Origin of the sequence: Chloroflexus sp. (assembly GCF_034435895.1) — a bacterium.
Classification (GTDB): Bacteria; Chloroflexota; Chloroflexia; order Chloroflexales; family Chloroflexaceae; genus Chloroflexus.
Map to the genome: position 1 here is coordinate 1 of NZ_DAOTWH010000284.1, position 15,724 is coordinate 15,724.

At 60.4% G+C, this 15,724-nt stretch carries 11 protein-coding genes and 1 pseudogene; 10 read left to right on the forward strand and 2 right to left on the reverse strand.

Annotation, left to right across the window (positions count from 1 at the left end; all coding sequences use genetic code 11):
• The 7 genes from U9R81_RS15975 to U9R81_RS16005 form a co-directional block, all read left to right on the forward strand.
• Nucleotides 1-426: polyprenyl synthetase family protein (locus U9R81_RS15975; protein WP_322496423.1), on the forward strand; the 426-nt coding region annotated here is incomplete at its 5' end.
• 974 nt (nucleotides 427-1,400) lie between these two features.
• Nucleotides 1,401-1,712: an RNA recognition motif domain-containing protein gene (locus U9R81_RS15980; protein ID WP_066790207.1), complete on the forward strand. Its 312-nt coding sequence runs from the start codon at nucleotides 1,401-1,403 to the stop codon at nucleotides 1,710-1,712.
• A 97-nt stretch (nucleotides 1,713-1,809) separates the two neighbouring features.
• On the forward strand, nucleotides 1,810-2,898 hold the full coding sequence (locus U9R81_RS15985) for a calcium/sodium antiporter (RefSeq protein WP_322496424.1): 1,089 nt from the start codon (nucleotides 1,810-1,812) through the stop codon (nucleotides 2,896-2,898).
• Nucleotides 2,899-3,795 carry a histone deacetylase gene (locus U9R81_RS15990; RefSeq protein WP_322496425.1) on the forward strand — a complete coding sequence of 299 codons (897 nt, stop codon included), beginning with the start codon at nucleotides 2,899-2,901 and terminating at the stop codon, nucleotides 3,793-3,795. It abuts the gene before it with no gap.
• An 85-nt stretch (nucleotides 3,796-3,880) separates the two neighbouring features.
• Nucleotides 3,881-6,823, forward strand: a complete 2,943-nt coding sequence (locus U9R81_RS15995) for a GAF domain-containing protein (RefSeq protein WP_322496426.1) — start codon at nucleotides 3,881-3,883, stop codon at nucleotides 6,821-6,823.
• Nucleotides 6,824-6,947: 124 nt separating this feature from the next.
• On the forward strand, nucleotides 6,948-9,026 hold the full coding sequence (locus U9R81_RS16000) for a putative glycoside hydrolase (RefSeq protein ID WP_322496427.1): 2,079 nt from the start codon (nucleotides 6,948-6,950) through the stop codon (nucleotides 9,024-9,026).
• Nucleotides 9,027-9,229: 203 nt separating this feature from the next.
• A complete protein-coding gene (locus tag U9R81_RS16005) occupies nucleotides 9,230-11,626 on the forward strand; it encodes a peptidoglycan recognition family protein (RefSeq protein ID WP_322496428.1) in 2,397 nt (798 codons plus the stop codon).
• Nucleotides 11,627-12,148: 522 nt separating this feature from the next.
• Here the strand turns inward: U9R81_RS16005 and U9R81_RS16010 are convergent.
• Together U9R81_RS16010 and U9R81_RS16015 are read right to left on the reverse strand one after the other, a co-directional pair.
• Complete coding sequence (locus tag U9R81_RS16010) at nucleotides 12,149-12,766, reverse strand: SRPBCC family protein (RefSeq protein WP_322496429.1); 618 nt, start codon at nucleotides 12,764-12,766, stop codon at nucleotides 12,149-12,151.
• 79 nt (nucleotides 12,767-12,845) lie between these two features.
• Nucleotides 12,846-13,676: an NAD(+)/NADH kinase gene (locus tag U9R81_RS16015; RefSeq protein ID WP_322496430.1), complete on the reverse strand. Its 831-nt coding sequence runs from the start codon at nucleotides 13,674-13,676 to the stop codon at nucleotides 12,846-12,848.
• A 171-nt stretch (nucleotides 13,677-13,847) separates the two neighbouring features.
• On the opposite strand from U9R81_RS16015, the gene U9R81_RS16020 reads away from it, so the two are divergent.
• The 3 genes and pseudogenes from U9R81_RS16020 to U9R81_RS16030 form a co-directional block, all read left to right on the forward strand.
• On the forward strand, nucleotides 13,848-14,822 hold the full coding sequence (locus U9R81_RS16020) for a MoxR family ATPase (RefSeq protein WP_322496431.1): 975 nt from the start codon (nucleotides 13,848-13,850) through the stop codon (nucleotides 14,820-14,822).
• A 15-nt stretch (nucleotides 14,823-14,837) separates the two neighbouring features.
• Nucleotides 14,838-15,047, forward strand: a complete 210-nt coding sequence (locus tag U9R81_RS16025) for a hypothetical protein (RefSeq protein ID WP_322496432.1) — start codon at nucleotides 14,838-14,840, stop codon at nucleotides 15,045-15,047.
• Nucleotides 15,034-15,724, forward strand: a pseudogene (locus tag U9R81_RS16030) (anti-sigma factor); the annotation flags it as partial. The gene U9R81_RS16025 and the pseudogene U9R81_RS16030, both read left to right, overlap by 14 nt.

Sequence of the window (15,724 nt, forward strand, 5' to 3'; positions counted from 1 at the left end):
GGCGCGCTTGACGCGACGGTGGCGGCGCTGGCCGATTTTGGCCGCGCGTTGGGGTTAGGATTCCAAATCGAAGATGATATTCTGGGGATTTGGGGCGCGCCGGAACAGACGGGCAAGCCGTTTGCCGCCGATCTCTACCGGCGCAAGGTGAGCTTGCCGGTGGTGCATGCCCTGACCCATAGCCCAGATCGGGCGCGGCTGGCCGAACTCTATCGCCAACCGGCACTCGATGATGCCGCCGTTGCCGAGGTGTTGGCGATCCTCGACGCGGCTGGTTCACGCGCCTATTGCGCGGCGATCGCGAACGATCACCATCAGGCGGCGTTCGCTGCACTGGCAGCCGTGCAACCGCCGACAGCAACCGCGGCTGCTGCGCGCGACCGCTTGCGCGCGCTCACCCAAAGCTTGATCGGGCGGCAGTCTTAAAGGGCTGGCGCGGGAGCGGGGAGTGGTGAGAAATGGCCACAAAAAGACGCAAAACTATCATGTTCTTCGTGTCTTTTGCGCCTTTTCGTGGTGATGCTTCGGCCTAGCCCTAAAGGGCCGGGCTAGGAGTACGAAGCCCGCTGCGCGGGCGGAATAGCCACGAAAAGACACAAAAGGCGTAAAAATCATCAGATGTTTTGCATCATTTGGGTATCTTAGTGGCTCTTCTGCTCGGCGGTACTCACCCCCAGCCCCTTTCCCACGCCAGTTTAAGGGTGGACTGAAGCCCTGTGCGCAGATAGAGTTGATGGCTTTGAGATGCGTTGTTATACCCTCACCCCCAGCCCCTCTCCCACTGGCGCGGGAGAGGGGAGCGTAGATCCGAGCGGTGCGGTATCGCACAACGATCAACAGTTGTGCTCGCCGGGGGTATGTCGCTAGGGCATAGCACTGCTATGACCTGCGCGGCGCAGCAACCCCGCACGATAGCGGATTGCACCTGCTCAGGCAGTTCTCCTGCTCGATCGGGAGATTGCTTCGGGGGCGCAGGCAGCGCGCTGCGCTGCCCCTACGTCGCTTTGCAATGACAAGGTAGAGGTTCAGGGATTATAGACGCGCAAGCGGGATCTGGCGTTGATCGCGTTGCGCCTGCGCAATGCCAACAAGGGGAAGACAAGAATTTCCGTAACTATCTATTAACTGAAACTTCAAAGGTCTTTTCATCTCGCGGCGGATGTGCTACACTATAGCCGTTACACAGCGTCACGTCGCCGCGAGAGTCTGTTCGTCCGTCTGGGGCTCGATCGACTCCCTTGTCCGCATGACCTCCACGCCCGAGGATCAGCACGCGGCGCTGTGGACCGCTACCCGCTGTGAGGCGAAGTGAGTAGCGTGCAGTTTCGGAGGCGTGGTTTGTGGGCGCAAGCCCCGTGAATGACTGCGTTGGGCAAGCAACGCGGAGGGAGTGGGACCGGATGTACGTGAAGCTCTTTGTTGGCAATTTGGCGTGGAGCGTTGATGATGCAACGCTCGAGTCCTTCTTTCAGGCTTATGGCGATGTGCGCAGCGCGCGGGTGATCAATGATCGTGAGACGGGCCGGTCGCGCGGGTTTGGCTTTGTCGAGATGGAAGTCGCCGATGTGGCGAAGGTGATTAGCCAAACCAATGGCCAGCCCATCAACGGTCGTGAGATTCGGGTCAATGAAGCCGAGGATAAGGGTTCGCGCGGCCCTCGTTCCGGCGGTGATCGCGGTGATCGCGGCGGCTTCGGCGGTCGGCGTTATTAACGCTTCCCTTCGAGCCGGTCGCGCCTCAACTGGCTCGTGCGCGGGATTACTCCGCCCCCTGTCAATGACAGGGGGCGCGTTGTGTTAGGAAGGATGTATGGTCATCGCCATGTTTGTGGCCGGGATTGTGTTGTTGGTGTTTGGCGCCGATCTGCTCGTGCGCGGCGCTGCGAGCTTTGCCGCCGGCCTTGGCGTTTCGCCGTTGATTATTGGCTTGACGGTGGTAGCGGTGGGGACGAGTTCGCCCGAAATTGCCGTAAGTCTGCAAGCGGCATTCAATGGGCAAGGCGCGATTACATTGGGCAATATTGTCGGCAGCAATATCGCCAATATCATGTTAATTTTAGGCGTAGCAGCGATGTTTGGCCCGCTGCCGGTCGATCGCCAGATCTTTCGCCGCGATTTGCCGGTCATGATTGGCGCGTCGATCTTGACCTTGCTGTTGGCGCTTGATCGTTCGCTGTCGCGGATTGACGGCGCGATTATGCTATTCGGCTTGATCGCGTATCTGTGGGTGATCTGGCCGCGTGGCGTCCATTCTGATCATTCGCAGCAGCGCCATGCGCACCATCATCCTTGGCGAGTGCGGGTGTTGCAGGCGGCGATGATAGCGGGAGGGCTGGCGCTGCTGGTGCTAGGGGCGAATTGGCTGGTGGATGGCGCAGTGACTTTTGCGACGTGGTTTGGCGTCAGCGAGCTGATCATCGGCTTGACGATCGTGGCTGTCGGCACCTCGTTGCCCGAAATTGCCACCTCGGTGATTGCCGGCTTGCGCGGCGAGCGCGATATTGCGGTGGGGAATGTGATTGGCAGCAATGTGCTCAACCTGCTGTTTGTGCTGGCGCTGACCATGGTGCTCTCGCCCCAGCCGATTGAGGTGCCCGCCGAGACGATCCGGCTCGATCTGCCGGTGATGGTTGGGGCGGCCCTCATCTGTGCACCGATTTTTATCACGCGCCGGATCGTCTCGCAGCGCGAGGGCAGCTTGTTGCTGGCCTATTACCTCAGCTATACGCTCTACCTGATCCTGAGCGCAAACGGCAGCGATGAATTACCCGTCTACAGTGCGGTGGTCGGGTTGTTGTTGGTGCCATTGACGGTCGTGTTGTTGGTGGTGCGGGCATTGCGCTGGTTAGGTGAAGAGCGCCGACGCCAAGCGCCGGCCAATGCAGGCATGGTTGAATAGATGCGCGTCTTTTATTCGGACACCTTTGTCTTGCCGTTGCCGCCGGGCCACCGCTTTCCGATGGAGAAGTACGCGCTGTTGCGCGAGCGGGTGTTGGCAGAGGGGATCGTATCGCCTGAACGGTTGCACGTGCCTGAACCGGCGAGTGTCGCCGAACTGGCGCGGGCCCATACGCCAGCCTACATCGAGCGGGTCTTGCAGGGGGAACTGAGCAGTGCCGAGCAGCGCCGGATCGGCTTCCCGTGGTCGCCACAGATGGTCGAGCGTTCGCGCCGGTCGGCAGGGGCAACGATCGCGGCCTGCCGGGTGGCGCTCAGCGAGGGGGTTGGTGTCAATTTAGCCGGTGGCACTCATCACGCTTTTGCCGATGCCGGCGCTGGGTATTGCGTCTTTAACGACGCAGCCGTGGCGGCGCGCGCGATGCAGGCCGAAGGCCGCGCGCGCTGGATCGCGATTGTCGATTGCGATGTCCATCAGGGTGATGGCACTGCCGCGATTCTGGCCGGTGATCCAACCATCTTTACCTTTTCGATCCACGGTGCGCACAATTTCCCCTTTCGCAAACAGCAGAGTGATCTCGACATCGCCTTGCCCGACGCTACCGGCGATGCTGCTTATCTCGATGCACTGGAATGGGGCTTGCGGCAAACTTTCGCTGCTGCCAAGCCCGATCTGGTGATTTATCTGGCCGGCGCTGATCCCTACTACGACGACCGGTTGGGCCGGCTCAGCCTCACCAAGGCCGGGTTAGCTGAGCGTGACCGGGTGGTCTTTGCCGCTTGCCGATCGGCGGGTGTACCGGTGGTGGTAACGATGGCCGGCGGCTATGCGCGCCAGATGAGCGATACCGTTGATATTCACGCGCAAACAGTCGCATTAGCGGCGGAACTGGGGTGAACAGGCCGTCAATCCTCTTAGGTGTGGTAGTTCAGCGCAGCAGCATGCTATACTATACGCAATGGATGCGTGTCCGGGAGTAGGTATGCCCGAGCCAGCTCACATCTTAGTGGTGGAAGACGATCCCGATATCCGTCGCATCTTTCAAGCGGTGCTGAGCCGTGACGGTTTTCGCGTTTCGGTGGCGGTTTCGGGTGAAGAGGCGTTAAGCTTCCTGCAATTAATTACTCCCGATCTCATCCTGCTCGATCTGGCGCTGCCGGGTGTTGATGGCGCTGAAGTGACCCGGCGGATCAAAGCGGATCGTTCTAAACCCTTCATCCCGATCATTATCGTTTCGGCCCATGCCGATCTCAACACAAGCGTCAGCAACCTTGACGCTGGCGCTGATGATGTGCTGGTCAAGCCGGTCGATTTTAACCTCTTGCTGGCGCGGGTGCGGGCGCTCTTGCGGTTGCAACGGGCGCAGCGCAGCCTGCAACAAGAGCAGCGCAAAACTGAGCTGTTGTTGCACCTCTCGCGTAATCTTGGTTCAAGTATTGACCTCGATGTGCTGTTGACCGGCTTTCTCAACCATCTCGCCGATGCGGTGGGCGCGATTCGGGCTAGTATCATTTTGACCGGCTTTGACGAAGAGAAGCTGTTGCTCTATTCCAGCAGCCACCATCCTGCCACTGCTGAATTAAACGATATCTTGCGGTACGGGGTGGTTTGGTTGGCGCTGCGCGAGCGCGGCCCAGTCTTGATCACCGATACCCGGCTCGATTCACGCTGGTTGGTGACCTCTGACCTCCACAACGACGTGCGCTCGGTAGCGGCGATGCCGATCATCCGCGATAACCGCGCGTGGGGGGTGATCACGCTGGTGCATCACACGCCGGGGCATTTCACGGCTGAGCACCTCGAATTGCTGGCCTCAGTCGCAGCCCAAAGCGCAGTGGCATTGGAAAGCGCTCGCCTCTACCGGCTCAGCGAACAACAGAAGGGGTTGCTGGCACGGCGCGCGGAGGAATTACGCCGGATCAACGACATTAACCGGCTGCTGTCAGAATTGATGCAGATGGATCAACTGGGCCGGCTGTTGGTGCAAATGATCCACTACCAGTTCGGCTACCCGTTGGTCGCACTGGTGATCCGGCAACACGATCGGCTGGTTGTGAAAGCGGTTGCCGGGTCGTACCGGTCAGAGCCAAACCATATTTCGTTGGGGATCGATCAAGGGGTGAGCGGTTGGGTATGCCGCCACCGTGAGCCATTGCGCATTGATGATTTGGCCCAAGACGCGCGGTTTTTGCCGGTACTGCCCGATGAAGATCGCATGCGCTCGGCCCTCAGCGTGCCGGTGTTGTCGCCGCGTGAGGTGTTAGGCACGATTGAGGTGCGTAGTCCCCACCTAGCCGCCTTTAGCGCCAACGATGAAGCGATATTGCTGGCAATTGCCAACCAACTCGCGATTGCGATCGGTAATGCCCGCCTGTTCGAGAGTGAACAGCGCCGGATTGATCAATTGAGCGAGATCAATCGCCTGTCATTGGCCTTGACGGCTCAATTTGCCGCGCCAGAGAATCTGCACCATACGGTCGAGACGGTGGCGCACATTTTTCGGGTCGAGCAGGCTGCCATCTTGCTCTTTGGCCCGCAACCGGGTGATACGGTGATCGCGTTGAGCGGGATGGCAGCGCTGCACGATGCTGATTTGACCAAGTTTGTCCAACAACATCCATTTCTGGCAGCGCAAGTAGCCACGTTACAGCAGCCTCAGCACGTTGAGAATCTGCCCGAACGAGCCGATGTAGCGCCCTTACAGGCATTTCTCGCAGGGCGCGGCGTGCGCGATGTGTTGCTGGTGCCGCTCGTGGTCAATGGCCAAACGCAGGGTGTGCTCTGCCTTGACACGACCAAGCGCGGGCCGTTTGAAAAGACCGAATTAGAGATGGCGTCTACCGTTGCGAGTTTGATCGTGCAGATTCTTGAGAATGCCCGGCTGTATCGAGTGGTGAATGACGAGCGCTCAACTCTCGATGCCGTGTTGCGTAGCGCGACCGATCCGATTGTGCTGATCGACCCTGAGGCGCGCTTGCTGCTGGCGAATCCGGCGGCACGCGAGCGCTTGCAGATCGATCCGGCGTTGCATCATGGGCAAGGGGTCGATGTCTGTCCGGCGTTGCGCTCGATTGTGCCGCTCCTTGATCATAATGCGCCGACGACGGTGGAGATCGAGCCGCAACCCAATCTGCACTATAGCGTCAGCATTGCGCCGGTGTGCAGCAGTGACGCGAAGGATCTCGGGCGGGTGGTCGTGTTCCGTGATATCAGCGCGATCAAACAGCTCGAACGGCAAGAGCGCGAGCGGGTGCGCAGCGTCTTTCGTCGCTACGTCTCGCCGCAAGTGGCCGAACGGCTGCTCAGCGCCGGCAGCGATTTCAGCGCACCGACCGAGCGCACAGTGGCGGTGCTCTTTGCCGATATGCGCGGCTTTACCGCCTTGACCGAGCAGATCGACGCTCGGGTGCTGGTCGAGCACATTCTCAACCGTTATTTCACCGCGATGACCGATGCCCTCTATGCCTATGACGGCACGATTGACAAATTTCTCGGCGATGGTCTAATCGGGGTCTTTGGCTCGCCAATCACCCATGCCGACGATCCGCAACGGGCGGTGCTGGCTGCCGTGGCGATGCAACAAGCCTTTGCCCGGCTCGCCAAGATCTGGCAAGCGCAACTGAATCTGCGGATCGGGATGGGGATCGGGATTAGCTATGGTTCGGCAGTAGTTGGCAATATCGGTTCCGAACAACGCCAAGACTATACATTGATCGGTGATGTGGTCAACACCGCCTCGCGCTTGTGCGGGATTGCGCAAGCCGGTCAAATTATCGTCTCCTCTCATTTGGTTAACGCACTCGGCGGCCAGTTGCCGTACCCATTGCGTGAATTGGGGGCGACCCGCCTCAAGGGCAAACAAGAAGAACACCTCATTTATGAGGTAGTGATCGAGCAGCCGGCGCCGGTCGTGCAACAGGTGTAGGGTTGCAATGCGCTGCATGGTTCAAATGTTCCAATGCTTGACATTCGCTCGCCAACCTTTTAAGATACCCCAAACCGGTGAGGATCGATACCCGGCCCATTCCACCTAGAGGAGTCTGGCAACTATGGTGTTGTTTACCCGGCGCATTGTGCGCTTCTGGATTCTCTGGGCTCTGATTGTCGCAGTGTTGGCTGGATGTGCTGTCCAGCCTGTTATCTTGACCGGTGTCGTGACCGATGCCTACACCGGCGCACCCCTGTCTGGCGTAACGGTGGCGATTGGCGATCAGACACTGACTACCGATGAGCAAGGCCGCTTTCAGACTGAACGCTGGCGGCCTGAAGATACCTTGGCGTTGCAGGCCCCCGCTTACGAGCCGCTCAACCTGCCGCTCGCCGATCAACTCGGCGTGGGCCAGAGCGGGGTCTTTACCGTGACCATTACCACCTCCCTGCGCCCGAATGTGCTCAGCGGCGTGGTGACCGATCTCTACACTGGCCAGCCGATCAGCGGCGCGCAAGTGCGATTGGAGGGCAACGAGACGGCGCAAGCGGTGACTGACAATTCCGGCGCGTATACCCTTGCCGGTGTGCCGGAATCGTTTACAGTTACGGTGGGTGCGCCCGATTATGCGCCGGCGACGGAGACCATAACGCGGGCGACGGCGCTTGATGTCAGCTTGCGCCCAAATACGCTGAGCGGAGCGGTGACGAATGTCTACACTGGCCAGCCGGTGGCTGGGGCGAAGGTGACGGTGGGTGAACTGAGCGCAACGACTGGCGTTGATGGAACGTATCAGTTGCGCGAGGTGCCTGAACAGGGTGAACTTACTGTTGAGGCGGAAGGCTTTGCCGCAGTCACGCAACCGTTTACCCGCACCACCGCACTGGATGTGGCGGTCCGGCCTGATACCCTCTTTGGCCAGTTGGTTGACGCCACGACCGGTAAGCCGGTGCCGAACGCGGCGATCATTGCGACGGAAACGCTGACCTCGACGGCGGTTGGCTTTGTGCGGATCAACGATAGTGTGGAAGGCCGTTTCCGCCTGCCCAATCTGCCCGAACGCGGCTTTGTGCAGGTGCTGGCGCCGGGCTATGCCAAGAAGGTCATTCCGATTGAGCCGGGCAACATGCCGGAACAAATTGCGCTAGAACCCTTCTATGTGCGTGGTATCTATATCACGGCGGCGGTAGCATCGGTGCCGCGCTTGGTTGATCGCTTCCTCGATCTGATCGATCGCACCGAGCTGAACGCGATCGTGATCGATATCAAGAGCGACCTGCGTGACGATCTCGGTAAAGTCTACTACGATTCGCAAGTGCCGCTTGTGCGCGAGTTGGGCCTTAGCACGCCGAAGGTTGATTTTGCCTCGATTTTGGCGAAAGCCAAAGAGCGCGGCATCTACACGATTGCTCGTGTGCAGCTCTTCTCGCATGATAATGCGCTGTCGGATGCGCGGCCCGAATGGTCGATCCGGCTGCGTTCGACCGGCGAAGTCTATGCCGACTATCCGGGGCCGGGCATTCGCTACGCCTACCTCGACCCGACCAACCAGAATGTCTGGGATTACAACATTGCGCTGGCGGTGGAAGCGGCCCAGATGGGGTTTGACGAGATCAACTTTGACTATATTCGCTTCCCGGATTGGTTTGGCACCCGGGCCGAATTCCGCGATAAACTGATGTTCAGCGAGCCAATCGATCCAGTCGATAATCCGGGCTTCATGTTCGAGGTCATCCTTGAGTTTATGCAGCGCGCGCACTATGCGGTCAATGCTGCCGGTGCGTTCATGTCGGTCGATGTCTTTGGGCGCGTGGTCAATGGCCCCTCGCTGACGATCGCGCAAGATATGACGCGTATGGGTGAGTTTACCGACTATGTGTGCCCAATGCCGTACCCATCGTTGTGGTGGAGCGGGTTGGAAAATATCGCAGTGCCGGTGAAATTCCCCTACGAGACACTGAAGATCGCGGTGCGGAACGGTGGCCGCCAGATGATTGCCAGCTATGCCAAGCAACGGCCATGGCTGCAAGACCATACCGACCCGTGGTCGTCGGTGGTGGTTGAGTATGGCCCGGCTGAGGTGCGGGCGCAGATTGATGCCACCGAAGAGCAGCCGGAAGCAGCAGCAGGATGGTTGTTGTACGATTCGGCCAATATTTACAAAGGCGCGTTTAATGGTGCGGTGCGGCCTGCGCCGTAAACCAGCCGCTCCGACGGTTACGCTGTGAAGAGACGGCCTCGCGGGCCGTCTCTTTGGCGTAATTGTCATTCATTTTAGCGAAAAAAAGTGGACGAAATCGCGTCGCTGCCAGTATAATTATTTGCACAAATTACACACTTGGGTGACAACAGCCTGATCTGGGCCGAGTGGCAATGGTCGCTCTGGCAGCGGGGCACAAGGTTATGATCCGACAAGTAGCGCTGAGGATTGGTCTGCTGATCACGCTGGCAGCGATGATGGCAGCGACGTATCCGGTGGCGGCGCGACCGAGCAGTCTGGCGGCGCAAGTATCAAGTTGGCGGTTGAGCAGTGTGCGCGATTGGCAAGCCGGCGCTATCACTGGTTTGCTGGTGACGAATAATGCCGGCGGTGAATTGCGACTTGATGCCGAAGCAGTTGAAGGCAGCTTTATCTCGGCGCCGTTTGAAACGGCCTTTGCCACGAATGCTGCCGGCGCTATCTGGCGCGGCGAACTAGTTGAAGGCACCGATCTTCGCTTGGAGCTGCGGGCGCGGGCAACGCCGCCGGCCAGCGGTGACGAGGGGTGGGGGCCGTGGCAGCCGCTGGTGGTGGCCGATGAACCGCCCGCCGCCGATGCCGATGCACTCACGACAGTTGTGCCGCTGGCCTTGCCGGAAGATACCCGCTATTTACAACTGCGGGCGACGTTTACCAGCCAGATTCCGCGCGCTTCGGCGGTGCTGAATGATGTGACCGTCTCGTATTTGGCGACGCAGATCACGCCGCCGATCTTTGCTGCCGGCCTGCCGCAACGCCCGATTATGTTCGGCCAGCCGGTACTGACGTCGCGCCCGTTGCAGATTGCGCGTGCCGATTGGGCGGAACCGGCGGCGGCCCGGTCTGACCGGCGCGATCCGCAGGGGGTTGTGATTCACCAAGTGCCGGTTGATGTATCGCCGGCGGCGACACTCGCCTATCTGCGCGCCTTGCTGGTCTACCAGACCAAGGTGCTCGATTGGGACGATCTGATTTACCATTACATTATTGATAGCGAAGGCAATCTGTTTGAGGGCCGCTTGGGCGGGCCGACCTCGCTGGTGCGGCGGGTAGCTGGCAGCGCGGCGGATGTGCAGATTGCCTTGCTCACCCCGGCTGATCAACCGCCAACCCCGGCGGCCCAAGCGCGTCTCGTAGCGTTGCTGGCATGGCTCACCCAGACCTACAACCTTGCGCCAAACGGGCAGCAACCAGCGGCGGGCGGCGGGTTGCGCCCAACGATTGCCGGCCACTATGAAGTGTATGCCGCTGCGCCTGACCCCTATCCCGCCTTCCGCGCGCTCTTGCCGGCGCTGCGCGCGCAAGCCGATAGCGCGACGGTGCGCGCGCGCTGGTATTTCGCCGAGGGCAATACCGCCGGCTATAGCCAACGTCTCAGCCTGTACAATCCAGCCTCACGGCCAGCTACCGCTCGCATTACCTTCTTCCCGCCTGCCGGCCAGCCGGTGGTGCGCAACGTGCAAGTGCCGGGAGGCGGCAGGGCCGATTTGAATGCCAACGAGGTTGTGCCGGGCGCGAATGCGTTGCCGGCCATCGTTGAAGCGAACGAGCCAATCTTGGCCGAGCGCTCGATGGCGCTGGTCAGCGATATTGACAGCGGGCCGGGCATCGATCGGCTCTCGCGGGTGTGGTATTTTGCCGAGGGCAGCACCACCGAGCAGACGCAGACCTACGTGATCATCTTTAACCCTCAGCCGAGCGATACCCGCGCCCAAATCACCTATATGCAGCGCAACGGGACGGTCTTTAAGCAAGAGGTGCAGATCGGGGCGCGCAACCGGTTGGTGGTTGCGGTGCATGATGTTACCTTGCCCGATGGCACGCGCCCGTTGGCCGATGCTAGCTTTGGCATCCGGGTGATCGCCAGCCAACCGGTGGCGGTCGAGCGCACGATGCGGTTTGGTCCCGGCGGGAGCGGGTTGCATACGGGGCGAGGCATTGATACGCTCTCGCGGCGCTGGTTGTTCGCCGAGGGTACCACTGAAGGCGGGTTTCGCACCCAGTTGTTGGTGTTGAATCCCAATAACCAACCGGCCAATGTCGAGGCCATCTTCCGCGGTCCGCAAGGGGTGGCGGCGACGCGGCGCTACGCCATTCCGCCGCGGGCGCAACTGGCGATTGACGCTAACGAAGTCGTGCCTGATCTCGGCTTCGCTACTGAAGTGGTTGCCGACCGTCCGGTCGTAGTTGAACGAGCGATGCGCTTTGTCGGCGGTGCGGTGGGGACGCTTGGCGCCGGAGCGCCTGCGCCGGCCTATCGGTGGGCTTTTATCGATGGCCGTACCAGCGATGCAGCGTATTACCTCTGCCTCAGCAATGTGAGTCCGCTGGCGGCAATTGTGACGGTTGAAGCAATCTTCGGTGACGGCACCAAGACCGAGCTGAGCGTGCGGATTCCAGCAGGGGCGCGGTATACGCTAGCGATGCACGAAGCCTTCCCGAACGAAACCGCAGTGGCAGCGATCGTGCGCAGTAACCAACCGATTGTGGCCGAGCGGTCGATCTTCCCCGGCGGGGGTGCGCGCGGCGGCAGCACAACCCTTGGCATACCGTTGCCGTGATCGAAACGGCGCGAAGGGGGTAGAGACGGTCAACGTAATGTAGTCTCCCATAATGTTGAGGATAAAATGAACGTCGAGATGGACGGCAGTCCGTCCCTTCGACGCAGGGGATAAACACCAAGACGCAAAGCGGTAACACGCAACGGCACGCGAAGTTTGTGGAGACTATCTAAAAACCTTTGCCGGCTTGGCGCCCTTCGCGCCTTTGCGTCTTTGGGTTAGCCCCACCCCGTGCCCCTCCCCCGCTGGGTTTCAAGGGCGGACAGCACTTCTGTTCGGCACCCGGCCCTGAAGGGCCGGGCTAGGGTTACGAAGCCCGCTGCGCGGGCTGATGCCCCCACCCCGTGCCCCTCCCCCGCTGGGGGAGGGGTTGTATCTGTTCCCATTTCCGAGACGCAAAGCGGCAACACGCAACGGCGCGCGAAGTTTGTGGAGACTATCTAAAAACCTTTGCGAGCTTGGCGCCCTTCACGCCTTTGCGTTTAGATACTTAGCGTCCTTTGCGTTCTCTGCACCTCGACGTTAGTGTGGGTTGCGGCGGCGGAGGGCGAGGATTCCGGCGACGGCGGCGACCGCCGCTGCCACCATCGTCGCACCGGGAACGATGAGCGGCGGCAACATCGCGGTCAGCTCAGCCGGTGGCTCGGTGATCACGCGCACATCGTCAGGCGGCGGCGCATTGACCATACGGGCCAGATTATCGAGCGTCGGGAGCATCGAGTTGGCGTAGCCTTTGGCCAGCTTCTTGCGCAGCAACGAGAATGGGAAGAAGGTCGGCAGTGCGTAAATCAGGGCAACGCCATTCGTAACGCGGGTGCCGTTGGCTTCCGGTTGCAGGGCAAACATCCAGATTTGGGCAATGCCGGGCGCGCTCGGCAGACCAACGCGCCACGCAAAGCGATACGGCGGATCCCAGATCACGATCCGGTTCGCGGTGACATAATGGAGGCCACGCATCAACTGTTGTGACTCAAACACTGCGCCAACCTCGAGCGGTCGCCCGTCGCGGATGGTCACGGCCTGCACTTCGCCGCTGCCGGCGATCTGCGGATGGCGCTCGACATCGCTGACCAGTTCCCAAATGGCCTCGACCGGAGCGTTAATCCGCCCACTTACCGAAGCACCTGTGTAACGAATCATACCTCGTCTTCTCCTTGTGCCCTCTCCACTATGCCTGTAGTGTAACTCATCTCGTGCCGTTGAGCGCAATCGGCGCACCTTATGAGCGGCGCAAGCGGGCGACTAATTGAGTATAAAACTGATTGCTCGGGCGCAGGCGGACAAAGGTGCAGACCTGCGGACTGCGGCGCACCACGACTTCATCGCCTTCGACGAGATCGATGTTCTCGCGGCCATCGACTGCGAGCAACGCATGGTGGCGCGACCGGAGCTGCATCGTCACCACGGCGTCTTCGTGCAGCACCATCGAAGGGATATTGGTAAGGTGGGCTGCGATCGGCACCAGCACTAGCGCCTGCGAACGCGGGTCAACAATTGGGCCACCGGCGGCGAGCGCATACGCCGTCGAGCCGGTGGCCGTCGCGACAATGACGCCATCGGCGTGGTAGGTGGTCAGCGGGCTATCATCGATCGTCACATGCACATTGACGATCCGGCTCAGATCGCTGCGCGAGATGACCACCTCGTTCAGGGCAGTATGCTGGCCGAGTTTTTGCCCATTCCGCCAATGTTGCGCGCGCACCAGCGCCCGCTCGTCGAACCAGCCGCCGCCATTCATGATCTGTTCGCAGCCGCTATAAATCTCGTCGGGGCCAATTTCGGCCATAAAACTGAGATGGCCGAGTGCGACGGGCAAGACGGGAATGTTATGAGGGAAGCAGAGCCGGGCGGCGCGCAAGACGGTGCCGTCGCCACCGAGGGCGATCATCAAGTCGCAGTCGGCGACCAGTTGCGGCTGATCGCGAAACTCTTGCGAGACACCCCGTGTTGCGCTGATGCCGCGAGCGTGAAACCAGTCCACCACTTCGCGCGATAACTGGATCGAGGCATCACTTAATGGATTGTAGAGAACCGCCACCCGCTCAAGCATTGCCAGACCTCCGTGTCATGCTGTTTGCATCAGAATACCATAGGAATGGAGAATAGGGAGTGGGGATCAGGCAGGCGGGTGAACGGTTCATCGGGTGCGCCCGGCTTGCGCTCAGTGATCATGGTATACTGCTTGTGCATCAAAATGACAATAATCCGAACTGAGGTGCATGTGGAACATGTTCAGCAAGTAGCTACGCGCATTGTGGCGAATGTCGAACAAGTGATTATCGGCAAGCGCCGGATTGTCGAGCTCGTGCTGGTGGCGCTCTTGTGCCGCGGCCATGTCTTGATCGAAGATGTGCCCGGCACCGGTAAGACAATGTTGGCCAAAAGTATTGCGCGTTCGATCGGTTCGAGTTTCAAACGGATTCAGTGTACGCCCGATCTGTTACCCGGTGATGTCACCGGTGTTTCGATCTTCAACCAGCAAACTCGCGAGTTTGAATTCCGGCCCGGCCCAATTATGGCCCAAATTGTGCTGGCCGACGAGATCAACCGCGCGACCCCCAAAACACAGTCGGCGTTGTTGGAAGCCATGGAGGAGCGGCAAATCACGGTTGATGGCATCACCCATCCGTTGCCGCAACCGTTTGTGGTGCTGGCAACGCAAAACCCGATCGAGTACGAAGGCACCTTTCCCTTGCCGGAAGCGCAACTCGATCGCTTTTTGTTGCGGGTGCATCTCGGCTACGCCGATCGGCTCGACGAGATTGCCATCCTCAAACGGCAGCGCGAAGGCCATCCGTTGGAAACGTTGCCCAAGGTGGTTGACATCGATGAGTTGCTGGCCCTCCAAGACGAGATTAAGCAGGTTCACGTCGATGATCTGATCGTCGAGTATATTGTGGCGTTGACAACGGCTACCCGCACCCATGCCGATATCTACCTTGGTGCGAGCACCCGTGGCGCGTTGGCGCTGTACCGGTCGGCGCAAGCGTGGGCGGCGTTAAACGGGCGCGATTACGTGACGCCTGATGATGTAAAGGCGCTGGCGCAGCCGGTGCTTGGCCATCGCCTGATCGTTAGCCCGGCGGCGCGGGTGCGCAATGTGACCGCGAATGCGGTGATCGATGAAGTGCTGGCATCGGCGCCGGTGCCGGGAGCGCGGGCCGGACGGCGGTTTGAGCGGATGGTGGCCAATTAATGTAATGGTATCGCTATGGCGACCGATGATACTGATGAAATGATGGCGCAACGGCGCGCTCTCTTGCGTACCGCCCTGCAACGGATCGTCTTGTTGCGCGAGACTGGCCCCAAGAGCGCGGCGTGGCATCGCGCGCGGGTGAAGACGATGTGGCGGTTGCAGCAACAATTGGCAGATGATGCCGCTGCGACGAAGCACCCTGAGCAAACCCATGATCGAAGCTAATCTGGCGCGTTGGTTGGCGCAAACTGGTGATACGCTGTATAGCATCGCCTTAGCGCTTGCACCAGACGAACGGGCAGCGCAGCGGTTATTGCGGCAATGGGTAGCCGATCTCAGCCAGCATCCGCCTGCGAGCTGGCAATCTGATGAACTGGTTGCCCGTCTCTATCGGGTGGCGGTTGCCAACGATATCGATCGTCCGCTGGAACGGCGACCGGCGCCGGCAGCCGCGCCGGTGCTGGGGCCGTTGCGGGCCATGCCGTTGCCGCAGCGGATGGCCGTGTTAGCGTATGGTGTGTTGGGGATGGATAGCGCCCGGTTGGCGAAGATGCTTGACCAAACGCCGGCGGATGCGATCCGTACTCTTGAGCAAGCCGTGCAAGCGTTAGCTCCCACATCGCGCCATTCATTGCCGGCGCAGGTGAGCAGCGATGAGTGCGGGCCGGTGCGGCAAGCGTTGATCGATCCGGCCCAGCATCTCCGCGCGTTTGAACAGGTGCGGCGGCATCTGGCCGGGTGCGCGCATTGCCGGATGTTCGAGCGCGAATGGCAAGCGGCGACGCGTGAGCTGGCGCTGATTCTGCGCCGCTATGCGCAGAACTTCCCCATGCCTACGAAGCTGGCCGATCGGTTGCTGCGCACGGCAGCAACGCCGCGCCAGCGCCTCGCTGCGTTCGCGC